General features: G+C 44.4%; 20 protein-coding genes and 1 tRNA gene. 11 read left to right on the forward strand and 10 right to left on the reverse strand.

Annotated features, from left to right (window positions below; genetic code table 11):
• Window positions 1–335 precede the first annotated feature (335 nt).
• The 4 genes from FIS9605_RS0112485 to FIS9605_RS0112500 all read right to left on the reverse strand — a co-directional run bounded on the left by FIS9605_RS0112485 (window position 336) and on the right by FIS9605_RS0112500 (window position 5,509).
• Window positions 336–1,022, reverse strand: coding sequence for a hypothetical protein (locus tag FIS9605_RS0112485; protein ID WP_026732878.1), 687 nt, complete (start codon window positions 1,020–1,022; stop codon window positions 336–338).
• 483 nt (window positions 1,023–1,505) lie between these two features.
• The gene (locus tag FIS9605_RS0112490; RefSeq protein ID WP_026732879.1) at window positions 1,506–2,300 is read right to left on the reverse strand and encodes a DUF3891 family protein; all 795 of its coding nucleotides are present in this window, start codon (window positions 2,298–2,300) and stop codon (window positions 1,506–1,508) included.
• Between the two features lie 263 nt (window positions 2,301–2,563).
• Window positions 2,564–3,712: an alanine--glyoxylate aminotransferase family protein gene (locus FIS9605_RS0112495; RefSeq protein ID WP_026732880.1), complete on the reverse strand. Its 1,149-nt coding sequence runs from the start codon at window positions 3,710–3,712 to the stop codon at window positions 2,564–2,566.
• Window positions 3,713–4,006: 294 nt separating this feature from the next.
• Window positions 4,007–5,509, reverse strand: a complete 1,503-nt coding sequence (locus tag FIS9605_RS0112500; protein ID WP_026732881.1) for an energy transducer TonB — start codon at window positions 5,507–5,509, stop codon at window positions 4,007–4,009.
• A 301-nt stretch (window positions 5,510–5,810) separates the two neighbouring features.
• On the opposite strand from FIS9605_RS0112500, the gene FIS9605_RS0112505 reads away from it, so the two are divergent.
• The 3 genes from FIS9605_RS0112505 (at window position 5,811) to FIS9605_RS0112515 (ending at window position 9,001) form a co-directional block, all read left to right on the forward strand.
• Entirely contained in the window at window positions 5,811–6,467 is a 657-nt protein-coding gene (locus FIS9605_RS0112505; protein ID WP_026732882.1) for a MotA/TolQ/ExbB proton channel family protein, read from the forward strand.
• Window positions 6,451–6,855 carry an ExbD/TolR family protein gene (locus tag FIS9605_RS0112510; protein WP_026732883.1) on the forward strand — a complete coding sequence of 135 codons (405 nt, stop codon included), beginning with the start codon at window positions 6,451–6,453 and terminating at the stop codon, window positions 6,853–6,855. The genes FIS9605_RS0112505 and FIS9605_RS0112510 overlap by 17 nt, the downstream gene beginning before the upstream one ends.
• Window positions 6,856–6,955: 100 nt before the next feature.
• On the forward strand, window positions 6,956–9,001 hold the full coding sequence (locus FIS9605_RS0112515; protein WP_442854706.1) for an acylase: 2,046 nt from the start codon (window positions 6,956–6,958) through the stop codon (window positions 8,999–9,001).
• 122 nt (window positions 9,002–9,123) lie between these two features.
• On the opposite strand, the gene FIS9605_RS42640 is transcribed toward FIS9605_RS0112515, so the two are convergent.
• The gene (locus FIS9605_RS42640; RefSeq protein WP_026732885.1) at window positions 9,124–10,188 is read right to left on the reverse strand and encodes an NF038130 family PEP-CTERM protein; all 1,065 of its coding nucleotides are present in this window, start codon (window positions 10,186–10,188) and stop codon (window positions 9,124–9,126) included.
• 742 nt (window positions 10,189–10,930) lie between these two features.
• Here FIS9605_RS42640 and FIS9605_RS0112525 point away from each other — a divergent pair.
• From FIS9605_RS0112525 to FIS9605_RS36960, 5 genes are all read left to right on the forward strand, one after another.
• Window positions 10,931–11,656, forward strand: coding sequence for a 2Fe-2S iron-sulfur cluster-binding protein (locus FIS9605_RS0112525; RefSeq protein WP_026732886.1), 726 nt, complete (start codon window positions 10,931–10,933; stop codon window positions 11,654–11,656).
• Window positions 11,653–12,648: an FAD binding domain-containing protein gene (locus tag FIS9605_RS0112530; RefSeq protein WP_026732887.1), complete on the forward strand. Its 996-nt coding sequence runs from the start codon at window positions 11,653–11,655 to the stop codon at window positions 12,646–12,648. Before FIS9605_RS0112525 ends, FIS9605_RS0112530 begins: the two co-directional genes overlap by 4 nt.
• The gene (locus FIS9605_RS0112535) at window positions 12,645–14,759 is read left to right on the forward strand and encodes a xanthine dehydrogenase family protein molybdopterin-binding subunit (protein WP_026732888.1); all 2,115 of its coding nucleotides are present in this window, start codon (window positions 12,645–12,647) and stop codon (window positions 14,757–14,759) included. Before FIS9605_RS0112530 ends, FIS9605_RS0112535 begins: the two co-directional genes overlap by 4 nt.
• 120 nt (window positions 14,760–14,879) lie before the next feature.
• Window positions 14,880–16,079 carry an XdhC family protein gene (locus tag FIS9605_RS36955; RefSeq protein ID WP_051469984.1) on the forward strand — a complete coding sequence of 400 codons (1,200 nt, stop codon included), beginning with the start codon at window positions 14,880–14,882 and terminating at the stop codon, window positions 16,077–16,079.
• A gap of 37 nt (window positions 16,080–16,116) precedes the next feature.
• Window positions 16,117–16,812 carry a nucleotidyltransferase family protein gene (locus tag FIS9605_RS36960; RefSeq protein ID WP_051469985.1) on the forward strand — a complete coding sequence of 232 codons (696 nt, stop codon included), beginning with the start codon at window positions 16,117–16,119 and terminating at the stop codon, window positions 16,810–16,812.
• On the opposite strand, the gene FIS9605_RS42645 is transcribed toward FIS9605_RS36960, so the two are convergent.
• Window positions 16,809–16,985 carry a hypothetical protein gene (locus tag FIS9605_RS42645; protein ID WP_155960411.1) on the reverse strand — a complete coding sequence of 59 codons (177 nt, stop codon included), beginning with the start codon at window positions 16,983–16,985 and terminating at the stop codon, window positions 16,809–16,811. The genes FIS9605_RS36960 and FIS9605_RS42645 overlap by 4 nt on opposite strands.
• A gap of 773 nt (window positions 16,986–17,758) precedes the next feature.
• On the opposite strand from FIS9605_RS42645, the gene FIS9605_RS0112555 reads away from it, so the two are divergent.
• Complete coding sequence (locus FIS9605_RS0112555) at window positions 17,759–18,436, forward strand: hypothetical protein (protein ID WP_026732889.1); 678 nt, start codon at window positions 17,759–17,761, stop codon at window positions 18,434–18,436.
• 46 nt (window positions 18,437–18,482) lie between these two features.
• Here the strand turns inward: FIS9605_RS0112555 and FIS9605_RS0112560 are convergent, their stop codons facing one another.
• From FIS9605_RS0112560 to FIS9605_RS0112570, 3 genes are all read right to left on the reverse strand, one after another.
• Window positions 18,483–18,887 carry a DUF4112 domain-containing protein gene (locus FIS9605_RS0112560; RefSeq protein WP_026732890.1) on the reverse strand — a complete coding sequence of 135 codons (405 nt, stop codon included), beginning with the start codon at window positions 18,885–18,887 and terminating at the stop codon, window positions 18,483–18,485.
• Between the two features lie 1,343 nt (window positions 18,888–20,230).
• Entirely contained in the window at window positions 20,231–22,117 is a 1,887-nt protein-coding gene (gene ftsH2, locus FIS9605_RS0112565) for an ATP-dependent zinc metalloprotease FtsH2 (protein WP_026732891.1), read from the reverse strand.
• 514 nt (window positions 22,118–22,631) lie between these two features.
• Window positions 22,632–22,904: a DUF3493 domain-containing protein gene (locus FIS9605_RS0112570; protein WP_026732892.1), complete on the reverse strand. Its 273-nt coding sequence runs from the start codon at window positions 22,902–22,904 to the stop codon at window positions 22,632–22,634.
• Between the two features lie 36 nt (window positions 22,905–22,940).
• Between FIS9605_RS0112570 and FIS9605_RS0112575 the strand changes: the two genes are divergently transcribed.
• Window positions 22,941–23,012: transfer RNA gene (locus FIS9605_RS0112575), tRNA-Thr, on the forward strand.
• 229 nt (window positions 23,013–23,241) lie between these two features.
• A complete protein-coding gene (locus FIS9605_RS0112580) occupies window positions 23,242–24,792 on the forward strand; it encodes a metallophosphoesterase family protein (protein WP_026732893.1) in 1,551 nt (516 codons plus the stop codon).
• 105 nt (window positions 24,793–24,897) lie between these two features.
• Here the strand turns inward: FIS9605_RS0112580 and FIS9605_RS0112585 are convergent, their stop codons facing one another.
• Window positions 24,898–25,308 carry a hypothetical protein gene (locus FIS9605_RS0112585; RefSeq protein WP_026732894.1) on the reverse strand — a complete coding sequence of 137 codons (411 nt, stop codon included), beginning with the start codon at window positions 25,306–25,308 and terminating at the stop codon, window positions 24,898–24,900.
• Window positions 25,309–25,544: the final 236 nt, after the last annotated feature.

Below are 25,544 nucleotides of genomic sequence, written 5' to 3' on the forward strand. Positions count from 1 at the left end.
GACACTTTATCTAGGTTAACAAGCTCTTTTAGCTTTGTCAAGGGGTTAGAGAAAATCTTTTTCTTTTTTTCCTTGCTCTAAATTCTTGCTGCTAGCCACTTGTTTTGTCTATGGTTCGGTGTGTCTTGGCTTTTTGCCTTGGCACTTGATTACTATAGCAGAACTTTTTGTCTGTGCAACCCCTTTTCTGATTTTTCTGGCTTCGCTATCTACGTATAAAACGAATATGTTATGGATGGTGCGGTTTTAGTTGGGGCTGTTATAAGCCAAATTGCATGGTGAGAGGCTTCTGACTCAAGCTCTTGAAAACTCACTCCTTAAATTACTCCTCTAAATCATCTTTTATGTGGGGGTTTACTTGTAATCCCTTTTTCATATTTCAACGTGTATACACCATGACCCTGCAATACCCGGTACCACATACCCGACTGCACTCCTGTAGAAAGCATTTTTCCGACATTTGTTTTTGCAGTTTTAAATTGATCTGGTGTTAATTGATCGCCGTACAAGTCACGTACAATGGCGTCTATGTGAAAATGCAGATCCGGTTTGTGGCGCATCAAAATTAAGATGGCATTTTGTATGGAGTATTCCTGAAATTCAGGTAATAGAGGTAAAGTGCCAGGTTTTCTGGGAGTTGTTAGTTTGGGAATGTCAGAGATGTCTGGTTTTTGTGGTGAAGGAGTAGTAGATTCCGAATTCAGTGTTGAGGTAGATGGCGATGTGGTTAAGAGTGTATTTAGCTTGTGGTCTAATTCTTGTTCTTGCTCGAGAGTCTCTATTTCCTCCTCTTGATGAACCGAATGATGTCTATCCTCAAGGTATGCCTGTGTAGATGACTCAGGCAAGCGCCTGTGGATATGATGCATCTTTTCTTCCGTAACATACCCTGATATTAGAGCTTCTAGGGCATTCATCTGGTTGCGAACCACAGACAAGCGGCGCTCTAAATCAGCAGCTTCCAAGACGTAGCGATCGCGTTCTGCTTCGAGTAACCTAAGAATCTCAGACAAATCAGTCATAGCAGTTTCGTTTTTTTGTTGAAAGGAACAAACAGGTGGAAAGTAAGGAAGTTTTTGTTAAGGCTCACACCCGCATCATTAGGCAAAAAGTCTATCGTTTCGTTTGTAAAGGATGCAACAAGGTAGTTGAACGCACTTGCTATCCTTCTAGACCATTGTTTTGCCAACGATGCCGACCATCCAAAACTCAGCCATCAAAGCCTCAGTTGACGGTAACACGTGGGAAATCAAAGACTTCAAAAAAGTCAAGTAAAAAATCAAAAGCAAGTTAACTATCCAAAAAGCATGATGGCTAATAATTCTAGAATGAACTGCAACACTATGCAGAAAATGCTGAGATAAAAACCACGAATCTGGTAATTATGCAACAGGAAGGGTGTAGCTCATTATTTATGGAGAATGGTATGAGACATTACTCTTGCCTGCAAATTCTGGAGAAGGGCAAAGAAAAAGCTTTCATCTCTTTACCCTTTCTCCCTTTCTCTACTCAGGCTTTAAGGTAGTACTGAGAGTTACCCAACAATCGTCCATCAAAGCTTCTCGCATTGCTTTTTCATCGTTAAAGGCATGTTGTAGAAGTTGTCCCTCATAGACCAGTTTGACTTCATCCTGCTGAAATGGCCAAGGAGTAACCGCTACCTGCTGATGGTTGTCTTGGTCTTCTAACAAGGTCAATCGCAGTGTACTTTCACTATTAATTGTGGGTACTTGCTGAAGAACTTGCTGCTTACTGGTAAATCCCTGACAGAAGATTATTGATAACGCATCCCATGTTGCTACCAATTTTCTATTACGTTCGATGACTTCTGGTGTCACATAGGTTGCGTAGTATTCATCCTTTTGCAAAACAGCAATGAGTTGCTTTTGAAAGGCATACTCCTGCTTGAGGAAATCCTGGACAATTTGAGTAGATATGGGCGAGTTTTGCCAACTTGTAAATCTTTCATATAGTCCTGTTCCATGCAGCGAAACCAGCAACGCTACATATCTACCTAATAGCAGCGCAAACTGTTTGGCATTTAACCAGATATTTATATGTGCTTGAGTAGAAAGTTCTGTAAAGTTGTGAGGATAACCAGTTTGGGGATTTAGTGTAGGTGCTTTTTCCCAAAGTAGCCAGCCAATATCATGTTGTTCTGCACAAAGACAAACTTCTTTTCTAGGGAGGAATTGACCAAAATTTTCATTGCCCCAAACTTGCGCTATTTGACCTGCAAGCCAAGCATGATTTGGTTGAGTGATGCAAATCAGTCCCTGTTTTGATAAGCGATGCAACATGAATCAATATCCGGGATTATTTATTCAACAATCCTGACTAACTGTGCAGTGGTTTTCAAAGCACAGTCACGCTGTCTGGGTCTGCTACTTATTTCAGTCTAACTTAATTAGACTTCTTACAGAATTGTGGGAAAGGTGAAAGGGGAACGGGGAAGGGTGAAATACCCATTAACCTTTAACTTCTCATATTTTCCCTGAAAATTTCCCTTTTAACCTTTCCTTATAAGAAGGTTCAGCACTCGCCAGTACTACACCTACATATACTATTTGGGTAAAACCTGCCGCAGTGCTTCTAAGAGTCTATCCACGTTTTCTTTGCGGCTATTGAAACCCATAAGACCAATACGCCAAACTTGACCAGCTAGTTCGCCAAGACCACCACCTATTTCAATGCCATGTTCTAAGAGTAACTGCCGTGCGATCGCTTTACCATCTACCCCTTCTGGAATGCGGACTGTAGTTAGGGTTGGCAGGCGATACTCTCGCTGCACGTGTAAGGACAAACCTATATCTTCTAATCTCCGCCAGAGATACTCTACGTTTTCTTGATGACGCCGCCAGCAATTTTCCAATCCTTCTTCAGCCACTAGACGCAGTGCTTCCCGGAGTGCATAGTACATATTAGTGGGTGCTGTGTGATGATAAATGCGTTCTTGACCCCAATATTTCCCCAACAATGTCATATCCAAATACCAGTTAGACACTTTGGTCTGGCGCTTTTGCAATTTTTCCATAGCACGCAGACTCATTGTAAAAGGGGAAGCTCCAGGTGGGCAACCCAAGCCTTTTTGGCTACAGCTATAAGCTAGGTCAACTCCCCACTCATCTAAAAATATGGGAACGCCACCCAAACTTGTAACTGTATCTACTAGCAGCAAACAGCTAAATTCACGACACAAATCGCCAACTCCTTCCAAAGGTTGACGTGCACCTGTAGAAGTTTCAGCATGAACTAAAGCGAGGATTGCTGGACGGTGAGTTTGTACGGCAGTTCGCAACTCATCCAATGAAAAGACTTGTCCCCAAGGCTTTGTAATAGTTCGCACATCTGCACCATATCGTCCTGCCATATCAACAAGACGATTACCAAAGTACCCCATTACACCAACCAGAACTACATCACCTGGTTCTGTAACATTGGCAATTGTTGCTTCCATTGCAGCTGTTCCTGTACCACTAACGGCAATTGTCAGGGGGTTATCTGTTTGCCATACATAACGTAGTAGCGACTGAATCTCATCCATAAGTTCTAGAAAAGCTGGGTCCAGATGCCCTATTGGTGGAGTATTCATTGCTTGCAGAACTGCGGGATGAGCATTCGAGGGACCGGGGCCCAACAGCTGGCGTTCTGGTATGGAAAGAAGCTCAAGTTGCGATCGCTGGTTGTTATTGATTGATATGGCTTGTGTCATATTTGTATTTGTACTTAGCGAGATGATAGTTATAAAGGCATCATAGCCTTTGAAGGAGCGGCGATAAAGCTGCACTCTATAACTCACATCAAGAGGCTCAAGTAACAACACCCTTTGCAATGATGTGAAAATCTGCTATTGATTACCTGTGCCACATCTGCATAGCGATCGCAAGTAGGCTTTTTTCGTTTAAGTCTAATTATCTCTAAAAAAAGCTGATGATTGTATTTAAAAGTGGCATCGCATGTTTGCGGGATGATTTTAATAGTTTTGTGGGATGGGCTGAAGAAAATTTTACTGCTGTGTACCACTGGGTGCAGGTGGCGCAGCAGGTGTTACAGTTGGTGCAGTTTGTTGACGGCGGCGTAAAGCATCCTGTAACCTATTCCCAGTATTATTATTGGATGTATTTGCTGTTCTCCGCTTCCGACGCTGAGATGGTTTCCTGACTTCACTAGTGTTGGCATTATTGTTAGGTGTAACTTGCTCGCGTCTTCTTAGTCTAGTTGGGGTTATTTGCCTGGAACTAGCAGAACTGCTTTCCGCACTATTACGACGCAAACGACGATTAACATCGGATTGCTGTGAAGAAGAAGTTGTTGCTGGCGATGTTGTCAGTGTGCGTGGTCGCCTAGTTCTAGTTCTGCTAGGAGCGTCTGTGTTATTTACTGAAGTTTCTACTTGTTGTCTGCGTGTAGTGTTGCTTGTATTCTTGGTAGTGGTAGCAGCTGTATTTTGATTTCTTTGCTCTTGTTCTCTTCGTCTTTGCCTTTCTTTAACTTCACGGTGACGCCGTGAGCCTCGAATAGCATAGTCAGTAGCGATTGTAACACCTTGTCTTCCCCCGCTTGTGGGTTTTAATTTCCACTCCCGTGCTTGTCTGGCGTGTGCTTCATCCAATTCACGATTACCACTGGATTTAGTAACTCTTACATTCGTGACATTACCATTTTCATCTGTATCTACGGCTACTTCTACCCTGCCTTCAATACCACGTTTTTTCGCCTGTTCTGGATATTTGGCATCGCATTGACGGCAAGCAGCACGACCATTGCCATCACCTGTTGAATCTGTTGGCGGTTTGGGAGTAGTTGGTGCTGTAGCAAATGTTTCGCGTTTTCTGCGTCCTGAACCACTACCTGTGCTACTTCCGGTTCCGGAACCACTACCAGATCGAGTGCCTGTACCATTACCAGAACCAACAGCAATCGTAGAACTAGAATCATTTCCTGTGAGCGTAGTTTGTGTTCCAGAGCTACCTCCACTATTTGCTTGACTTTCTCTTGAGTCTCTAATATCGCTAAGTGACTGTCTTAATTGCTCACTGCTTGCAGTTGTACTTGGAGAGGTAGTTTCTGGTTTTATATTTTGGGCTGGTTTTTCAGTTACTACTTTAGGCTGGTCAGCAACAGGCTTTGGCGGCTCAAATCGCGTCTGTTCCGGCTTGTCTGGTAATGGTTGGATTTTAGGAGGAGTTTTGGGAGTCTCAATAACCTTTTGTATCGGGGTTGTTTCCCTTATAGGTGGAGGTGAAGGAGCCTTAGCAATGTTTGCAGGTTGTTGCTTTATTTCTCTTGCTGGTGGTGTATCTTGAACTTCTGGTTCTTCTGGTTCTACGAAGGTCAATTCAATAGGTTCCTCTTCCAACTCTGGCACTCTAGCCAAAAAGTTGCCAATACCCGAAGCTAATGCACAGATATGCAGTGAAAGTGAGCCAATGAGACTGAAAGCTAAAAAGGATTTTAGAGCTTTGGCCTCTTTGTGTCGTTGCTCCCCTGCAATGCTGGAAAAGCTCATAACCTATTGCTACCTCTTTTCAGTAATGTTTCCAAGCTAAAACTATTTGATGCAAAAGTCAATAAAATGAGATTATATAAGAATGCATAATGTTCAGAACCCATGATAACTATTTCAAACTATTTTTGCTACGTTTACAAGAAATAATATCGGTTAAAATTTAAAGAATTTATGTCAGCAAGAATTAAAAATACTTGACTTTGTTGTCACAGTATTCTAATGTTTGTTGAAAATATATATCATTTGTGCAGCAGCAACTGTTGGTTTAACTGTGGGTTGTTGAGCGCTTTAGGAATATCACATGGGAATTAGCAAATTATTTACCGCAGGTGGCGTAGTCATGTGGCCCCTGCTTGGGTTTTCGGTGTTGGCAGTGGGATTGATTATTGAGCGTGTTCGTTTTTGGTATCGCGTTAATAGCCGCCAAAGTCGTGTAGTCCGAGAGGTATTGAATCTCTATCGATTGAATAATATAGTTGGTGCTTTGGAGAAGTTGCACAAAAATGCAGATTTACCGATCGCACGCATTTTTCTTGCAGCATTGGAATTGGAACAACCAAATCCTGAAGAATTTCGCTTGGCGCTAGAAAGTGAAGCACAAGCAGAAATTCCCATTCTCAAGCGATTTAACACCATCTTTGAAACCATAATTAGCCTTGCCCCTCTATTGGGGTTGCTAGGAACTGTTTTGGGTTTGATAGCTTCCTTTGCATCTCTCAACCTTGGTGATGTGGGAGGTACGAGAACCTTAGGCGTGACTAGTGGTATTAGTGAAGCATTAGTGTCTACAGCATCAGGATTAGTTGTAGCTATTTTTACACTTTTGTTTGCCAATACTTTTCGAGGACTCTATCAACGTCAAATTGCGTTGATTCAAGAATATGGTGGCGAACTTGAATTACTTTATCGCCGTCACTACGAAGAAAGAGGTGAAAAAGCTTATGCGCCTTCAAGATGAATCAGAAATTCCACCGCAAATTAACATTGTGCCCATGATTGATGTGATATTTGCGATTTTGACCTTTTTTATCATGTCAACTCTGTTTTTAACCCGTTCAGAAGGTCTACCAGTTAATTTACCGAAGGCGGCAACGTCGAAAGCACAGCAAGTGCCGACCAAAATCACCATTACGGTAGATGCCCAAGGAAAGATCAGTCTGAACCGCAAACCAACTACTGTTGATGCTTTAACTGAACAAGTGCGTGCCTTAGTAGGTTCCAAACAGCAAGCAGTGGTGATTATCAATGCAGATGAAAAAGTGGGTCATGGTCAAGTGGTGGCAGTGATGGATCGGGTTCGCCGGGTGGAAGGAGCAAGGTTAGCGATCGCAACTCAAAAGCCTTAGTCAGTCATCACTGCCTACAATCATGTTGAATAACACAACACTTTTAATTGCCCTGAGAGCTAGCAGATGGCAAAATGTACTCAGGGTATTCATGGTATTTATGCTTAGTCTCTGCTTGGCTTTGTTTTTAGGAAGCCAAGGTTTCGGTTCTGCACCAAGGCACACAGAGATACTATGGGATACTCAGGGTGTACCACATATATACGGAAATAACAACCGTGGTGCATTCCGAGCATTCGGTTGGGCTCAGATGCAAAGTCATGGTAACTTGCTTTTGCGTCTTTATGGTCAAGCACGAGGGCGGGCAGCTGAATATTGGGGAGAAGAGTACATAGATTCAGATAAATGGGTACTGACTATGGGAGTTCCCAATCGTGCGAATTCTTGGTATAAAGCCCAAAGCCCAACTTTTCGCAGCTATTTGAATGCCTTTGCTGATGGAATCAATGCTTACGCTAAAGCTCATCCTGAACTGATTGACGATGAAGTAGAAATTGTGTTGCCCGTTAAGCCAGAAGATACACTAGCTCACTTACAACGGGTATTAAATTTTACTTTTATCGTCAATCCGGAGCAGGTTGCAGGCATGACTGACAAAGGTAGTTCCGCTGGTTCTAACGCTTGGGCAATTGCTCCCAAACGCTCTGCTAGTGGGAATGCAATGCTTTTAGCAAACCCGCACCTACCTTGGTCAGATTTATTCCTCTGGTATGAAGCACAAATAACCGCACCGGGGATAGATGCTTATGGAGCAACACTCGTAGGTATTCCAGTTTTAGCGATCGCCTTCAACGACAATTTAGGTTGGGCTCACACAGTCAATACTCACGATGGCTGGGATACTTATGAGTTAACCCTCGCTGGTGATGGTTATCGCTTTGACAACCGAGCCCGTGCTTTTGAAACAAAAACTCATTCTTTGAAAATCAAGCAAGATGATGGCACTCTCCGCGAACAACCACTTCTAGTAAAAAGTTCTATCCACGGGCCAGTAGTTGCAGAAAAAGATGGTAAACCAGTGGCGTTGCGCGTTGTTGGTCTTGACCGACCTGGTGTATTAGAGCAGTGGTGGGATATGGCACGCTCCCAAAACCTAAACCAGTTTGAAAGCGCACTAAAACGCTTGCAACTACCTATGTTTACGGTAATGTATGCAGACCGAGAAGGACACATCATGCACTTGTTTAACGGTCAAGTGCCTGTTCATTCCCAAGGAGATTTCGCATACTGGCAAGGAACAATCCCTGGTGATACTTCCAAGACATTGTGGACAAAAATTCACCCTTACCGCGATTTGCCACGCATCATCGACCCAGCAAGCGGCTGGTTGCAAAATGCCAATGATCCACCCTGGACTACTACATTTCCACCTGCGATCAAACCAGGGAATTTTCCGCCCTATATGGCACCTCGGGTCATGGATTTTCGGGCACAACGTTCGGCACGGATGCTGGCAGAAGATGAAAAAATCTCTTTTGATAAAATGGTTGAATACAAGCATTCGACGCGCATGGAACTGGCAGACCGTATCTTGGATGATTTGATTCCAGCCGTACGAAAGCAAGGTGGTAAATTAGGGCAGCGAGCAGCTGATGTACTGGAAGCATGGGATAGACAAGCCAATGCTGATAGTCGAGGAGCGGTACTGTTTGCCTTTTGGGTTGAACAAATGGATTTAGAGCAAGCGTTTAGTAAACCTTGGCAAGAAGACTCTCCCCTCACTACCCCTGACGGTTTAGCCGATCCTAAAAGTGCAGTAGCAAAATTAGAAGCAGCAGCAGCTAAGGTAGAAAAAACCTATGGTTCCCTCGATGTAGCGTGGGGACAAGCTTTCCGGCTTAAGTATGGAAATGTAGATTTACCAGCTAATGGAGGCGATGGAGAGCTAGGTATATTCCGTGTAGTTGAATTTGCTCCCACTCCCGATGGACGCTTCCAATCGATTGTAGGTGATTCCTATGTTGCTGCGGTTGAGTTTTCTAAGCCTGTACGGGCAATGGTACTCACTAGTTACGGTAATGCAACTCAACCGAACTCACCACACGTTGGGGATCAATTACAACTTTTCGCGCGTAAGCAATTGCGTCCAGTTTGGCGAACACGTCAGGAAATAAAAGCTCATTTGCAGGAACGGAAAGTATTTTGAGGTTTGAGGTGCGTCCTCATCTGTATGCATCTGGAGGACGCTGCGTTGGAGGGTTTCTCACGAGCGATCGCAGTTATTTTTGCGATCGCATCCCACATGAATTACTGAAAGACATGCTATTATTAAATATTTTTACTCTCTCCGAGGAAGTTCACTTGTACTTTTTTTAGCTTGCATTGTGCGGCAAACATACCAGTAACACCTAATAGACCAAGTATGAGTGAGGGTTCGGGTACTGATTGGTAAGAAATGGAAGGAACTTTAGGCTTATATCCAGGTGTGTTCCAAGTGTAAATCGCACTGTAAGATACGTCGTCGTCAGAAGCTGTGATTCCAGATGCAGTCGGGTTAAAGCTGTAGGCGTAGTAAGTTTTATCACCAGTTACAACCTTAGCAATTTCACTAGCCCCGATTGAACCTTGGTATGCGTTTACTGTAGCTTGCAGACTGAGCAGGTCTTTTAGCTTTGTCAGTTGAGCTATTTTACTTGACAGTTGGTTCTTCACTGCCACTGGAGTTATAGGTAGTGAAAGCTGCGTTTGAAGTTGTGAAATCAGACTATTAACTTGTAAAAGGGTTGGTAGACTTGTTACAGTTGGAAATTGTGCTTTAATTTCATTCCATTTCTCGGTGAGTGAAGTGGAAACTAAAGTTGATAGTTTAGTCTTCACATCTAAGTGACCAACCAATTTCAGTTCCACACCACCATCTTGACCGAACTGGAAGTTACCAATATTAGGATCTCCCATCCCTAGCAAAGGAAAATAACTCGTTACTAATGACTTAGTATTGTCTGAAAACCCATTCCACACTGATTGGAATGGTGTGTAGGTACTCAACAAGTCACCCAACCATTGAGAACCAAAAACACTCCAATCAGCAGCAGTGACACTACTAACCGTTGCGCTGTAATTTCCTTCGCTAGCAGTGAAGCCGACGTTAGAGGTAGGATTTTCTGTACTGTACCAAAGTTCGACGTTGGAAGTCACGTCACCATCGCTTAGGGCATTGGCCGCTGCTGCTGTATTATTGGGAATAAATGTGCCATTCGAGCCACCAGTGTAAGTTTTAATTTCATTCGAGTTATTGAAACTAAAGGATACGGCGTGTGCGGGAGTAGCGGCGATCGCACTCATCCCAGCAGCTATTGAAGCACCAAACAAAAGTTTTTTAACTGTATTTTTCATTATTATTGTCTCCATCAGTTCTGAGGTTGAGTTTTCCACAACCACCACTTTTAGGTTTTGGTTGCTGTGATTACAAACGTAGTATTTTGGTAGTGCAACTCGATAAGTACAAATTCCCTACTGAGCAAGAAGAACTAAAAAATCTGACCAGAGATTATTCCAGGCTGCACCTTGGTTAAGCACAAAGATGTATCACTACAAACACAGTGTACGAAACTGAGAGAATCAATTGGGTGAAGCTCTTGTAGATTAAAAGTTAAGTTATAGCAAAATAAATAGCTATTATTAATACTCTTTTATAAGTGTTTGCACTTAAAATGATTTTGTAGAAAGCTGTATTTAATATATTTTTAATTGCGATCGCACCAGTTACATATTATCGGGAACATTACCAACTACTCGTTCATCTGCTACTGCCTTGACAATAAAGACGTGACAAGGAATCACCTCTCAAAAATCAATAACCAAACACAAAAGATTTTAGGCATTGCATGACCGCTTGTCACAATTATGCTACTTTTTGCCTCCACAATAAAAACAGCGTTTATAACCTGTCAAAATACCTCTAGTTGCTGAAGACTTTTACACGCTTGGTCGGTATTATCAACCATGTTCAAGAAAGCAGACTGCGATCGCAATCATATGACACTCTCTACTCTTCAAAGCGTTATTCAAAAGTCAGGCTATAAATAACCAACTTCGCAGCAGGAGACAGATTTAATGCAAATTAGAGGTACAAATCATGCAACACCCTGAAAAAGGGGCAGAGAAAACCTCCCGACGCGGTTTTTTGGGACAGGCACTGACCGCAGCCGGAACGGCTATAGCTGCTCCTTCATTAATTAATCAGGCGACCGCAGCAAAGGATACTACCCAAGGTTCCGCAGATGAGGAAGGTAATATGAATGTAACACTTAAAGTTAATGGTGAGCAGCAAACTCTCACAATTGAACCGCGCGTGACACTCTTGGATGCCTTACGTGAACGCTTAGGACTGGTAGGCAGCAAAAAGGGGTGCGATCACGGACAGTGTGGGGCCTGTACTGTTCTCGTTGATGGTCAGCGAATTTATTCCTGCCTGACTCTGGCTGTGATGCAGGAGGGTAAGGAGATTGTCACTATTGAAGGGCTGGCGAAGGGCGAGACTCTCCATCCGGTACAGGCGGCATTCATCGATCACGATGGTTTTCAGTGCGGCTATTGTACACCAGGACAGATTTGTGCTTCCGTTGCTCTACTCGATGAAGTGAAACGAGGCTGTGCCAGCGTTGTCACATCAGATCTAACTAATCCTCCACAGCTGAGTGAACTCTCGGAAGCTGAGATTAAGGAGCGATTGAGTGGCAATCTCTGTAGGTGCAGCGCTTATAACGGCATCGTAGCAGCAGTACAGCAGGTCGCTGGACAAAAACCACCCTCTGCGGCTGCAACTGTAATGGTCAGTAAACCCAAGGAAACACCCGTATGAACAACTTCACCTATATCCGTGCTGCTTCAGTGAAAGATGCAGTTCAACGGGCAACTGCTGATAAAGATGCGATGTTTATCGCGGGCGGTACAAATCTAGTTGACCGCCTCAAAGTCTTTCTGGATGAACCTTCGCAACTCATCGATATCTCCCGACTCCAGATGCAACGCATTGAACGTATGGCGAATGGCGATCTGCGTCTCGGATCGCTGGTGAGCAATACGGCAGTGGCAGACCATGCTGATATCCGCCGCGACTACCCGCTACTGTCCCGGGCAATTCTGTCCGGTGCGTCTCAGCAAATTCGCAACATGGCAACCTTAGGTGGCAACCTACTGCAACGTACCCGCTGTCCCTACTACTACGATACCGCCTTCCCCTGCAATAAACGAGAGCCGGGGACTGGTTGCCCAGCAGCAACAGGTATCAACCGCATGCATGCCATCTTTGGTGCTAGCGATCAGTGTGTGGCAGTCCACCCCTCGGATATGTGTGTTGCTCTCGCCGCTTTGGATGCCGTCGTGGATGTGGAAGGGCCCAAGGGCAAGCGGCAGATACCTTTTGCAGACTTCCACCGTTTACCAGGAAACGCACCCCAGCGAGACACTAACCTGGAGATGGGTGAATTGATCGCCGCTGTCAGCCTGCCGCCAGTACCGTTTGCTAAATCGGGGGTTTACCTGAAATTACGCGATCGCACTTCCTATGCCTTTGCGTTGGTTTCTGTAGCAGCTGCGGTTGACTTGGAGGGGGATAACATCAAAGATGTCCGTTTAGCTATGGGCGGTGTCGCCCACAAACCCTGGCGACCAACGGAAGCAGAGAAATTTTTGATTGGCAAGCCTGCCAACGCAGCAACATTTCAACAGGCAGCAGAGATAGCACTGCGGGGAGCCAAGCCTTTAACCCACAACGGTTTCAAAGTTGAATTGGCAAAGCGGGCAATTCGCCGTGCACTTACGGTTTCAGCCAAAGGAGGAGGTATAGTATGAACAAGGTGATTGGAACTGGCGTCAGCCGCAAAGACGGACGGGCAAAGGTCACGGGCACGGCAACCTACGCCGCCGAACATCAAATTCCAGATCTTGTTCACGGTTATCTCGTCACCGCCACCATTGCCAATGGGCAGATTAAAAGCATCGACACCCGCGCCGCAGAAAAAGCACCAGGGGTAATTGCGGTTTTCACGCACAAAAATGTGCCAAAGATGTTCATGCCCACCAACGATTTTATGACCTCGAAAATCTATGAGGCTCGGCTGCCGTTGTCAGATGACAAGATTCACTACGCCGGTCAAATTGTCGGCTTGGTAGTGGCAGATACCTTCGAGCGCTCCCGTGATGCGGCGCATTTGGTCAAGGTCGAATACACAACCCAACAGCCACTGGTGGAAGCCAAAAAAGCTACTTTCAAAGAGGCTCCACCCCAGATGGGCGAGGAGCTAAAGTTCGAGAAGGGGAATTTTGCAGCAGGGGCGGCAAGTGCAACACCAAAAATTGAAGCCACCTACAAGACTTCCACCGAACTGCACGCGCCGATGGAACCCCATGCCATCATTGCTCACTGGCAAGATGACCAATCGCTGACAGTTTATGAGCCGTCCCAGTGGGTATTGGCATCCCAGCGTACCTATGCAGAACTCTTCGGACTCCCCACAGAACGGGTGCGCGTTGTCACGCCCTTTCTTGGTGGAGCCTTCGGCTGTAAAGCCTTTCCCTGGCCTCATGGCGTTCTCTGTGCAGCAGCAGCCCGCAAACTCCAGCGTCCTCTCAAAGTCGTCCTCAGCCGACGCCAAATGACAATGAATGCAGGACACCGCTCCGAAACTGAGCAAACGATCCGTTTGGGAGCAACCGCCGATGGCAGCTTAACCTTGATTGACCACGACGTGAAATCCTCCACCTCGCCAGTGGATGTGTTCGCAGAACCCTGTACGAGTATCACGCCAGTTATGTATGCTGCGCCAAATCTGCGACTGAAGCAGGAACTGGCAAAGATGAACATTGGCACACCAACATTTATGCGCGCACCAGGAGAGAATCCCGGTTTGTGGGCGTTGGAGTCGGCGATGGACGAATTAGCTTGGGCGCTCAAGATTGACCCAGTGGAACTGCGCCTGAAAAATGAAGCGAAGGAACACCAGCGCAAGGGTCTGCCATTCTCTGCCAAGCATTTTGCTGACTGTTTGCGGGTAGGGGCAGAGCAATTTGGTTGGCAAGACAGACCAAAACAGCCGCGATCGCTAACGCGTGATGGCAAACTTGTTGGTTGGGGAATGGCAGCAGCAACTTTCCCCGGTTTGCGGGGTGCAGCATCTGTTAAAGTACGGTTATTACCAGACGGTACTGCCCATGTTCTTACCGCCGGAAATGATATGGGCACTGGCGCATACACTGTTGTTGCTGCTACAGCAGCAGAGGCACTGGGGCTACCAGTAGAAGAGGTACGGGTGGAGTTGGGCGACTCGTTGCTACCAGATGGTGGCATAGCGGGTGGTTCAATGATGACAGCATCCCTCGTTCCTGCGGTGATGTCAGCCTGCCAGCAAGTCCTCAAAAATGCCAAAGCTAAGACAGCGCAGGAAGCGTTTGCAACTCTCAGTCAGTCCGGACGGGCTGCTTATGAGGCGACAGCATCCTCCGCTCCTGGTGCAGAGACAAAGAAATGGGCGTTTCAGTCTTGGGGCGCACATTTTTGCGAAGTCAGCATAGATGAAGAAATCGGACGCCTACAAGTGACGCGCTGGGTATCGGTGATGGATATCGGACGAGTCATCAACCCCAAGACAGCAGCGAGTCAGGTACGTGGCGGTGCGATCATGGGTATCGGGCAAGCTTTGATGGAAGAGTGCCATTTAGACCCAAATATTGGTTATCCCGTAGTTTATGACCTCGCCACCTATCACTTTCCAGCCCATGCAGACATTCCTCGCATTCAGGTAACTTTCGTAGGCGAACCTGACCTCAACTTTAACCCAGGAGGCGTACGTGGTGTAGGTGAAATTGGCATCACAGGTGTCTCGGCAGCGATCGCCAACGCGGTTTACCATGCCACAGGTAAACGCATCCGCGATCTACCTATTACACCTGACAAATTGTTGTAACACAAGAGGCAAGGGGCAAGGGGAAAGGGGAAAGATGAAAGGTTAAATAAATTCCTTTACCCTTTGCCCTTTACCCTTTAACCTTTACCCAATCTCCAATCCCCATTCCCGTAATTTGTGATGAACGAGCTACATGCTATTTTGAAAGCATTTGCAGAAAGTCAACATCATGCTGAACCAGTATTTCTTGCTACTGTTGTAAATGTGAAAGGCTCTACCTATCGCCGGCCAGGTGCGCGGATGTTGATGACACCAGCAGGTCAAATGGTGGGAACGATCAGCGGCGGTTGCTTAGAAAATGATGTATTTGAGCATACTCGCGTCTCAATGCCAGATGGTAAACCAATAGTGGTTATATATGATACTACTGCTGATGAAGATATTGTTTGGGGGTTTGGGCTTGGCTGTAACGGTGTGGTACAAGTCCTGATTGAACGCCTAGATAAAGATGACCCAGTTAACCCCCTGGCTTTTATTAATCAATGTTTCTGTAAACAGCAACAAGGTGCGATCGCCACTGTTTTTAATGTAGAGGGTACGGTTAACATCAAGGTTGGGTCACGCTTAATACTCAATTCAGACAATAGTGTAATTACAGATATTGAAGAACCTTCGTTGACTGTGGCCATCATCAAAGACGCTCAAATCGCTCTTGAAAATCAACATTCAAGTGTCAATAAATACCAACTTACATTAGGTAAAATTGATATATTTATCGAAGTCATCCAGCCACCCACACGCTTGACAATTTTTGGTGCAGGTCATGACGCTGTACCTGTAGCGCAGTTTGCCAAAGCCTTAGGCTGGCACGTCACCACAGTTGATTGTCGAGCTAGTGAGGCAACCAGAGAGCGTTTTTCAATGGCTGATGAGGTAATTCTCAGCCGCCGAGAAATTCTACACAAACAAATATGTGTGGATAAACACACTATCGCTGTGGTGATGACTCATAATTATCTCGACGATTTAGAAATCTTGAAAATGCTATTGCCATCTTCTGCACTCTACTTGGGTTTTTTGGGCCCCAAGCATCGCACTGAAAGATTACTTCAAGATTTACGTGCAGAGGGAATTAACTACACCGCAGAGCAGCTACAAAGGTTGCATGGTCCGGTTGGTATTGATATTGGAGCAGATACACCAGAAGCTATAGCTCTATCTATCATTGCTGAGATTCAAGCCGTGCTGACAAGCCGCCGTGGTGGTTTTTTGCGAGACCGCACTGTACCAATTCACCAACGAAATGAAGTCAAACAAACCCAAGTTGGGCGATTTATCAATTCTGGAGGCGGAGCCTACAAACCCTCGTTACCAGGTTGAGCCTGGTAACGATAATTAGACCTGGTAACGAGAAAAAATGACAATCACCAATCCACAACTAGAAACTACTGAACCAAATGTTGCCATCATTATTCTGGCAGCAGGTGCATCAACACGTATGGGCACACCTAAACAACTGTTGCCCTATCAAGGACACAGCTTACTTAGCTACACTCTTGAAAGTGCGATCGCTTCAGTATGCAATCCAGTAGTGGTTGTTTTAGGAGCAAATGCCCAACAGATACGTTCTGAAGTCAACCAACCTTCTGTGCAGGTGGTTGAAAATCCCCAATGGAATTTGGGAATGAGTTCTTCAATTCGTTGCGGCATTCTATCGCTTTCAAACTATTCTGAAAACATAGATGCAGCAGTTATTGCTGTTTGTGACCAGCCGTTTCTTTCTACTCAAATTATCAATCTCTTAGTTGCATCATATCATTCCACAGGAAAACCTATAGTAGCTTCCCAATATGCAGGAACTTTAGGTGTGCCTGTTTTGTTTAGCAGCATATTTTTCTCAGAACTAGCAGTTCTAAAAGAGACTGATGGTGCTAAAACTTTTATTAATAAACATTTCAATGAAGTGTTCTGCTTTCCTTTTCCACTAGGCGCAATTGATATTGATACACCAAAGGACTACGAACAGTTGCAAACAACTATCAACTTAGAAAATAGGGTTGTATTGCAAAAACTTCTTGAGGATGAAAGATGGATTTGTGAGGGAGATGTTTAATCCACAACTACCCATTTAGCGATTAAGCGCTGATGCCCTTCATGCAATTCTTTTATCCAAATCATAGAAAGCTTTGGTCGAGTTTGGATAGTATTACCAGCTTGAGAAGTATTTGATAATGAAATTGGCTGTAAAGGAAATTGAGCTATATTGATATTTTCTGTCACTTGCATTAGTTTTCTCCTTTTTGGAATTATTATTTGTGATTTAAGTATCGTTATATCGGTAGAAGTTTATGCAGAAAATAGAAATATTTTTAGAAGATTTTTTCTTAAAAAATCTAACTACACTGCTACAAAGAGTGTGGCTATATTTACATACGGTTCAGTTAAGGATTTTTGGCAAAAAAATTGGTCTGTAGAGACCGTAAACTTACGGTCTCTACAAAAGGTTGTGGGCTTATCAGTAAGCGCATTGGGCTATATTTAACTGACAGTAATTTGAAATTACTAGATTTAATTAATATTTAGTTTTAAATTGAAATTTTTATTTGGATATAGGAAACTACAAAGTGAAGGTATTGCATTCCAGATTCTGCTCTAAGTTCCTTTGAAATTGAATTTTACCAAGTGCGATCGCAATTTCGTGAGTAATTGAACTGGTACTACGACAAATATTTCCCACTGCGTTAGTGCAGACGCTTAGCGACAGTAGCTCCTTCAAAGCAAAAGAAGGCTCGCTGTCTCTTTGGCAATCACAACTTTTACACCGTCTGTGACGTCTGTCTGTCGGGTGGGACTAGTTTATGTATAAAGCTTTCATCATCTTCCCCAAAATTCAGGTATGATTGAGGATTTTTCTTTTCCCTGAAGTAGTACAATTGTTCTAGTTAGCAAATTTATTGTCAAACTTCTACCAACTTTAGTGGAATCGCTTTTGTCATTAACTCCTGACGAAAGGCGATGAATTTGTTGTGCATACAGGGAAGTTTTATAAGGTCAAAACTATGATGACACAAGTGCAGAGTGTAATTACAGCCCAAGTTGACTCTAAAACAATTGCTTTATCAGAGTATGAGCCATACGTTGAAGAAAAAGCCAATATTCCCGATAGCGTTGATGTCGAAAATGGTTCCTGGCTTTCGCTTGCCGATGTTACCAAGGCAATTGTGCATCATGCCTTTTGGTTAGCCGACCAAAAACAGAAACTTTCACCCAAGCAGTACAGAAAGCTACTTGTCGATAGGGGCTGGAAGGGCGAGGAAAAAAAGTATCTCAAGATTGCTACAGCATTTAGTAAGTTTTCGCCTCAAGATTTAGCAAAAATTGAACCACTAACTGTATATCTACTAGCAAATAATAGTAACAAGTACAAGCCAGTAATAGATACACTACTGGACTTAAGTGCCATTACCCAAGAGGCTGTGCGTTCTCTAGTTAAACAACAGCGCACTCCTAAACAACCAAAACCTGAAAAACCGAGTATTTGGCGGCGAACCAAGAATGGAGGAAGGTACTGCCAAATTCCACCCATTCACTCTGAAGATGAGCAGACAGGGGTAACTTTGCAAAAAATGATGGACTCAGAAGGGTTGAGTGCTCAAAAAATCGTAGCAGAAGCGATCGCTCTGCGGCAAGCATATAAGGAGGGGCGGTTAGTGCTGGTAAAAGAAGAGAAAAAATGATTTATACCCCTTGCCTACTCACTCCGTTCTCAAAGAACGGGGTGGTTCATACTTGGCTAACTGTTTTCTCATCAATGTCCTGGGCAACTTTTTCAAGTTCTGGTTCAATTACCGTTAGATATTGCTCTAATATTGCTAAATTGCGGATGTTGGATTTATAAAAAGCATCAAATATATCACCCACCAAAGGTACTGTGCCTACAACTGTTTCTAAACCAACGTTAAAAATCATTTGGACTAATGCTTTGGGTGGTATGCGAAAACGAGTAGCTAGAAATATGATGTAAGCTGAAAAAGCTGTACTAATTAAATCACCAGCACCTGGAACTAAACCAATAATTGGGTCTATACCAATGCGGAAGCCTGTAAGAGGAATACGTATAGATGTATCCATCAAGCGGCTGAGTTTGCGGATGCGGTTAAGAGTGGCTAGGCGTTTAGCTGTGTCCATAATTTAATATATTTGCACTACTAATTAATAAAGTCTTGTACCGCTAGAAAGAACAAGCGGTAGAATGCTGCCATCCGAATGATATATTGAGCGTGCAATCACTCTCATAGACTTCACGATCAAGCACAAGGTTCATCAAAGGGTAGAATGGCTAAGTTCAGTTACTTCACCTAAGAGTTTGCTATGAACATTATTATTTAGTTTTATAGCCATTAACTGTAATTGCTATAAGTCAATCCGAATAGAAGTACTATTTTTTGATAATGTGGGTTTATTTGCAGTTAATGTGAGTTAAAAATTCGCTAGGAAAACTAGTCGGAGTATTTCTGGTTAGAGATTGCGAAACTTAGAGCTATAGAAAATTACTCTTATTAGCATAAAATTTTCGGGTTAGTATACCAAAACAGACAAAAGCTGTACAATAATACAAATTTTGGGTTTTTTCATCCCCAAATATTTGGAGTAGTATACCAACGCTACTACAAACATTAAGAAAACCCCAGCTAGCATTTATGCAAGCTAGGGTGTAGACTTTATCTGGCTTATATCGAGTGTAAATGCCTATCGGCATTCATGGCAGCCCCCCTCTAACCCCTCGGGGGCTTTTTGTTCGTACACTTCATCCCAGCGAGTAAGGTGGAGGAAGCGACAAAAACACTTTTTTGTGAATAACCTACCAAAGAGCAGGTATTGAGGTAGAGTCCGGCATAGATTCTGTTTCTTTGGGAGTTGGAGTTGTTTGTGTAGGGCTGGGCGTTTGTTGTATCTGTTCGGGAGTTGGAGTTATTTGTGTGGTATTAGGCGTTGGTGACGATGTAGGTAATAAAGTTGGGCTGGGAATAGTGCAGCTAGTAAGAAGTAATGTCACGTTCCAAGCAAATAGGCCGAGCAGATAGATGGTCCCTTTGACTCGTTGTGCCATAGAGAATGGTTATTGACTGGGACACAGGCTATAAGATGTAACCAAAACAAAAAATCGGGACTTGTGCCCCGACTTCCGCAAAAGCGAAAGAAAACAATTACCTACTCTTAAATGTGAGTCTCTGCCACGAGACAACATAAACCATTATATAACTATACAGCTAAACATATAAATAAAATTTTATAACGTGGATGAAAATTCCTTCAACACTCAGATCTAGCTCCTAGCCGCTAGAAAGTAGATTGGCGTTTTCGTACAGAAGATGCAAGAGTTAAGCTTTCAAAGATTTATCCAACCCAACAAAATTAATGGGACAGACCACTAGGCTAGGTGTTTGTTTTATGTTGCTAATAGCAACAAACTAAAGGCTCAAGCATTGCTGCCTGAGCCTCTGTTAGATTAATGGATCTTTAAACAACTATTACAGAATTGGCGTGTACTGCGGCTTTTCGGGTACGACTGTGTACTCAGCAACAATCTGGCGGAATTCTTCACCATCAATGGTTTCTTTCTCGATTAGCAAGTCCACTAACCGATCCATGAGGGTGCGATTCTCACGCATGATTCGCTTGGCGTTGTTGTAACACTCTTCTACAATAACGCGGACTTGACTATCAATCCGAGCTGCGCTGGCTTCGGAATATTCAGACCGAGTCATCCAGTCCCGGCCCAAGAATACTTCTCCGGTTTGGCTTTCTAAGGACAACGGACCCAAGTCAGACATCCCAAAACGAGTCACCATTTGCCGGGCCATGCCGGTAACTTGTTGCAGGTCATTTCCCGCACCAGTGGTGATTTCATCTCGACCAAAAATCACATCTTCGGCAGCGCGACCACCTAAAGCACCTGTAATTCTGGCTTTGAGTTGAGAGCGAGTAATCAAACCCATCTCTTCACTGGGAGTAAACCAAGTCAAACCCTGTGCCTGTCCTCGTGGAACCAAGGTAACTTTTTGCACGGGATCGTGGTCTTTGAGAACAGTTCCCACCAAAGCGTGTCCGATTTCGTGGTAGGCAATTAAACGCTTGCTCTTGCTATCTACCAGGGGTGTACCTTCCATACCAGCAACCACCCGATCCACAGCATCATCAATTTCTGTGAGGGTAATCGCGTCTTTCCGGCGTCTGGCGGTGAGAATAGCAGCTTCGTTGAGCAAATTCGCTAAGTCTGCACCGGTAAATCCAGGAGTACGGCGAGCAATAGTATCTAAGGATACGCTGGGGTCTAGTTTTTTGTTCCGAGCATGAACCTTCAAAATCTCCAAACGTCCTTTAATATCGGGTGCATCGACAATTACTTGTCTGTCAAAGCGTCCCGGACGCAATAATGCCGCATCTAATACATCAGGACGGTTAGTAGCAGCAATAATAATAATGCCGGTGTTACCTTCAAAACCGTCCATCTCGGTCAGCAGTTGGTTGAGGGTTTGTTCCCGCTCGTCGTTACCACCACCGATACCAGCACCCCTTTGTCTACCGACAGCGTCGATTTCATCTATAAAGATGATACATGGGGCGTTGTCTTTAGCTTTTTTAAACAAGTCGCGGACGCGGGATGCACCCACACCTACAAACATTTCCACAAACTCCGAACCAGAGATGCTAAAGAAAGGAACACCTGCTTCGCCTGCGATCGCCTTTGCCAATAATGTTTTACCAGTTCCCGGAGGCCCTACTAACAGCACTCCTTTGGGAATGCGTGCGCCGACAGCAGTAAATTTTTCTGGCTGCTTGAGGAAGGTGACAACTTCTTGGAGTTCTTCTTTTGCTTCTTCGATACCTGCGACATCGTCGAATTTGACTCCGGTTTTGGCTTCCATTTGAAAGCGCGCTCTGGATTTACCGAAGCTCATTGCTTGACCGGGACCACCAGGCAAGTTGCTAGAACGACGGAACAAAAAGAATAATCCAGTAATTAATAAGATTGGAAAAATTAGATTCCCCAATAATCCCCAGATTGCACCGTCATTTCGCATTGGGTGGGCATCAAAACTCACTCCTTTGTCTTTGAGCTTGGTAATTAGCTCAGGAGCGCTAGCAGGCAGATCTACACGTACCCGCTGGACACGATTGTCAAGATCTGGATCTACGGCTTCCACTATTGCCGTTCTGCCGCCTTCATAAAGATCCACGTTCGTCACGCGATTAGCGTCTAAGTATTCCAGAAATCGACCGTAGGTCATGCGAGTACTGGCTGTATTTCTACCCATATCCGCAGGAGCGCCAGCGAATGCCCCCTGCCAAAAGAAAAAGCCAATTACCAAAGCTGGCAATGTCCAGAGAACCAGGACTCTCCAGGAGAATTTCATCTTGTTTTGCCTCTAGATGCCGATACAACTAATCAGCGATATCATTACCGTCACGATATAGCTGTGAAACGGATATTCATAAATCCATTTTGTTTTATTTGATATTTTGACGTGGTTTGCCATATAGCTATTAAAGCGCTATGTCAGAGCCATGACGCCAAAAAGAATCTTAATTAAATTTAACTTAATTCTAATACAATGCACCAAAAAAGAGAGTCGGAGAGTAAGGATGGGGTGATGGGGGGATAGGGTGATGGGAAGAGTCCAGTTTTGTATTCTCCCCACCTCCCCACCTCCCTATCTCCCAACGCCAGGTGCTTTATGCCGGGGAACCATGCACGGCAGTCGTACCCTGCACCGAAGCCCTCCGGGTACTCTACGAGAAGCCGCGCTGCGCGCGTCTACATGGGGGAAACCCCCTTTGGAGCGCGCTGCTTCACCACCGCACTGGCTCCTCTCCCCCTCTTCCTCGTTTAACCTTATACCCTTCCCCTGTGCTTTTTCCCGTATTAACCTACCGTCGATTTTCCCAACGCCATAAAAAGACCATCAGAGTAACTATTCCCACTTGTAGTGCTAAGTTGGGCAAAGCAGCGTCAAGATTGCGTCCGGCCAGTACCTGAAACAAAAAGATGAATGCGCCGATAAAACCAGAAGCACCACCAGCGATGTAGATAAATTTCCGCATACCGCGATAGGGGGCTGCAATTTCTGCTTTCAGACGGGCATATTGTTCTGGATTGATTTGACGCCCAGACATGCGATTTTGAGAATTTGGCTGTACCATAAAACTTAAATTATGCTATAATTTCGAGTTGTTCGTGCCGATGTGGCTCAGTGGTAGAGCACCCGATTCGTAATCGGGCGGTCGCGGGTTCAAATCCCGCCATCGGCTTTGGTGAGAGACTTACTAAGATTTTATGGACAACAGCAATTGATAAGGACGACAGTTAATTAGTGGCTGTATACAATTTACACCTAATGTGAATTAGCTCTCGGTCAGTAATGGGGAATAAAACTACAATTACCTCTTCCCTAATTACCTATCCAGTAACCAATCATCCGTACCCAATGCAAGCTAAATTGCATATGCAGGGAGCTTAAAACCGAAGGAGTTAGGTGCATTGAAATTCGTGTCTGAACCGGCGATCGCCGATAAAATTCGCAAGATGAAACAACGGGTGCGGTGGCAAGATCCGCTAGTTGTGCAACGAGGTATAGACCAAACTCGGCTAGTGTTAGACGATGGCCGAACAGATGAGCCAGAATTCTCGTTTTTAGTTGTAGGTGACAGCGGTTCTGGGGCACACCGAACACACAATCCTCAACGGCAGGTTGCAAAACTCATGCTACCCCATTCCGAGGAATGCCGTTTTCTACTACATACGGGCGATGTAATTTATCTGGTAGGGTCAAGTGAGTACTACCAACAGAACTTTATTCAGCCTTACCGAGAGTTTCTTTTAGGTGGAGAGCAGCCTCAGCGTATTGCTTATGACCAGATGGTTTTTCGGTTGCCTATCTTGCCCGTACCCGGAAATCACGATTACTATGACCTGCCACTAATATTTGGCTTAGCATCTTTAGTCACACTACCTGTGCGTAAGCTCCTTGGCTCCAAACTAGATTTGGATGTGGGTTGGCACGGTTCTAGACAGGGTGATGCTTATGCACGGGCATTTCTTGACTATTTGAAAGCATTCATGCTGCCGTCAGACCTCGCCCGTCATTTGGATACACACTACACAGCTAAAACTGAGACAGGTCGATGTCTGCGTTATGAACCAGGACATTTTACTCGTCTTCCCAATCGTTACTATACCTTCCGCTATTGTGGAATAGACTTCTTTGCCTTAGATTCCAATACATTTAACGATCCGCCGCCACTACCAGCAACGCGGGAAGGAGAAGCAGATCGGAGGGTATTGGAAAAGCGCCGTGTCGAAATGGAACAACAGAAGCAGCAAATTATGGAAGACTCAGCCAAACTCAATCCTGACGAACCTAGCGAGGCTGAGCAATTGGACGATATGCGAGTCAAGCTATCACAAATTGACGAAATTATTGTTGATATCGACAAACAACTGACTTCGGACAAAACAACGGTGATAGACACCGAACAACTAGACTGGCTGAAGCAACAGCTAATTGAATCGTGGCATACAAAAGAAGTGAAGGGAAGGGTGATTTATTTTCACCATCCTCCTTACGTAACTGAAGCAACGAAGTGGGAACAGGCGCAAACTCTCGCAGTTCGCAGTCGTCTGCGTGATGTGCTGGATGCAGTAGCAGAAGCGGTAGGTTCCTTAACTGATGGTCGTCCCTTGGTAGATTTAGTTTTAAATGGTCATGCTCACTGCTTGGACTACTTGCAGACAATGGACACAGGTCACGCTGACAGCAATATTAACTGGATTGTTTGCGGCGGTAGTGGCTACAGTCTGCGCCGCCAGCGGACTGAGGGAGCAGATTTGCTAGAAGACCAGAGGTTGGTAGCGCGATCGCATTTATTTGTTGGTCGTAACGGACATGGTTCTGAAAAACGACGACCATATTCTTGTTTGCGTATTGATGTTAAAGACGGTCGCCCCCCCAAATTTATCATTCGTTCCTTAGTTATCGAACGGTATCAAGGGCAATGGTGCGATCGCCAAATTCAACCGTTTACTATTTAACCGCAATGAGCCATCAAGTGGAAAGCGATGATTGGGTAATTAATCCCAATCATCGCCAGGTGCCTTCGTGAAAACTTCTATCAAATCCCTAGCTTAGCGACAAAACTAAATAACCCCAGGGCCTCTACCCCTTTCGTCGCGATCCATTGTTAGTTCGCCTTGTTTATCTTCATTTATTTCTTCGAGTTCCTCAGCACGATGGGCAGCATCTTCTTGTGCTTCTTGCCGCGCATCGCCAGGAACTTCATAGTACATTTCCGGTTCAACTGCGTAGTTATTTAACAAACCTTCTTTGTCTACTGTATAGCCATCTGTGGTACGTAGGCTTTGACCTGGATGGGTTTGGTCATCGGTAGATGCATTTGCTTCTCTCTCTTCTGTGGGGAGTGTTTTATATAATTCTCCTTCTCTTTCTTTACGCGCTGCGGTTTCCGCAGGGATGATATGGCGATCGTATTCATCTACCCGAGCGCGTTCGGATGAATCCACTGCTTTTTTAAACCCTTCATTAGTCATAATATTATCTTCCCCTTCAACAATCTGTTTTGATTTATTCATTCTGAGAAACATATTAAGTTGTTTATTAATATCAAACTAACTATCTTAAGAGGTGTTTAAATTGCAAATTAATTTTTTTTCTCTACCTGACGATATATATATTTTTTGATATTTAAATCAAATTTTTAGATGATTAATTCTGATAAATTAGGGTGCGTTAAAGACTATTGGCATAACGCACCCTAATTGAGATG

This window comes from Fischerella sp. PCC 9605 (assembly GCF_000517105.1).
Lineage (GTDB): Bacteria > Cyanobacteriota > Cyanobacteriia > Cyanobacteriales > Nostocaceae > PCC9605.

Excerpts from the sequence above, each read along its gene's own strand:
- FIS9605_RS0112485 (WP_026732878.1), bottom strand. The coding sequence starts at position 1,022 with ATGACTGATTTGTCTGAGATTCTTAGGTTACTCGAAGCAGAACGCGAT.
- FIS9605_RS0112490 (WP_026732879.1), bottom strand. The coding sequence starts at position 2,300 with ATGTTGCATCGCTTATCAAAACAGGGACTGATTTGCATCACTCAACCA.
- FIS9605_RS0112495 (WP_026732880.1), bottom strand. The coding sequence starts at position 3,712 with ATGACACAAGCCATATCAATCAATAACAACCAGCGATCGCAACTTGAG.
- FIS9605_RS0112500 (WP_026732881.1), bottom strand. The coding sequence starts at position 5,509 with ATGAGCTTTTCCAGCATTGCAGGGGAGCAACGACACAAAGAGGCCAAA.
- FIS9605_RS0112505 (WP_026732882.1), top strand. The coding sequence starts at position 5,811 with ATGGGAATTAGCAAATTATTTACCGCAGGTGGCGTAGTCATGTGGCCC.
- FIS9605_RS0112510 (WP_026732883.1), top strand. The coding sequence starts at position 6,451 with ATGCGCCTTCAAGATGAATCAGAAATTCCACCGCAAATTAACATTGTG.
- FIS9605_RS0112515 (WP_442854706.1), top strand. The coding sequence starts at position 6,956 with ATGCTTAGTCTCTGCTTGGCTTTGTTTTTAGGAAGCCAAGGTTTCGGT.
- FIS9605_RS42640 (WP_026732885.1), bottom strand. The coding sequence starts at position 10,188 with ATGAAAAATACAGTTAAAAAACTTTTGTTTGGTGCTTCAATAGCTGCT.
- FIS9605_RS0112525 (WP_026732886.1), top strand. The coding sequence starts at position 10,931 with ATGCAACACCCTGAAAAAGGGGCAGAGAAAACCTCCCGACGCGGTTTT.
- FIS9605_RS0112530 (WP_026732887.1), top strand. The coding sequence starts at position 11,653 with ATGAACAACTTCACCTATATCCGTGCTGCTTCAGTGAAAGATGCAGTT.
- FIS9605_RS0112535 (WP_026732888.1), top strand. The coding sequence starts at position 12,645 with ATGAACAAGGTGATTGGAACTGGCGTCAGCCGCAAAGACGGACGGGCA.
- FIS9605_RS36955 (WP_051469984.1), top strand. The coding sequence starts at position 14,880 with ATGAACGAGCTACATGCTATTTTGAAAGCATTTGCAGAAAGTCAACAT.
- FIS9605_RS36960 (WP_051469985.1), top strand. The coding sequence starts at position 16,117 with ATGACAATCACCAATCCACAACTAGAAACTACTGAACCAAATGTTGCC.
- FIS9605_RS42645 (WP_155960411.1), bottom strand. The coding sequence starts at position 16,985 with ATGCAAGTGACAGAAAATATCAATATAGCTCAATTTCCTTTACAGCCA.
- FIS9605_RS0112555 (WP_026732889.1), top strand. The coding sequence starts at position 17,759 with ATGATGACACAAGTGCAGAGTGTAATTACAGCCCAAGTTGACTCTAAA.
- FIS9605_RS0112560 (WP_026732890.1), bottom strand. The coding sequence starts at position 18,887 with ATGGACACAGCTAAACGCCTAGCCACTCTTAACCGCATCCGCAAACTC.
- ftsH2 (WP_026732891.1), bottom strand. The coding sequence starts at position 22,117 with ATGAAATTCTCCTGGAGAGTCCTGGTTCTCTGGACATTGCCAGCTTTG.
- FIS9605_RS0112570 (WP_026732892.1), bottom strand. The coding sequence starts at position 22,904 with ATGGTACAGCCAAATTCTCAAAATCGCATGTCTGGGCGTCAAATCAAT.
- FIS9605_RS0112585 (WP_026732894.1), bottom strand. The coding sequence starts at position 25,308 with ATGACTAATGAAGGGTTTAAAAAAGCAGTGGATTCATCCGAACGCGCT.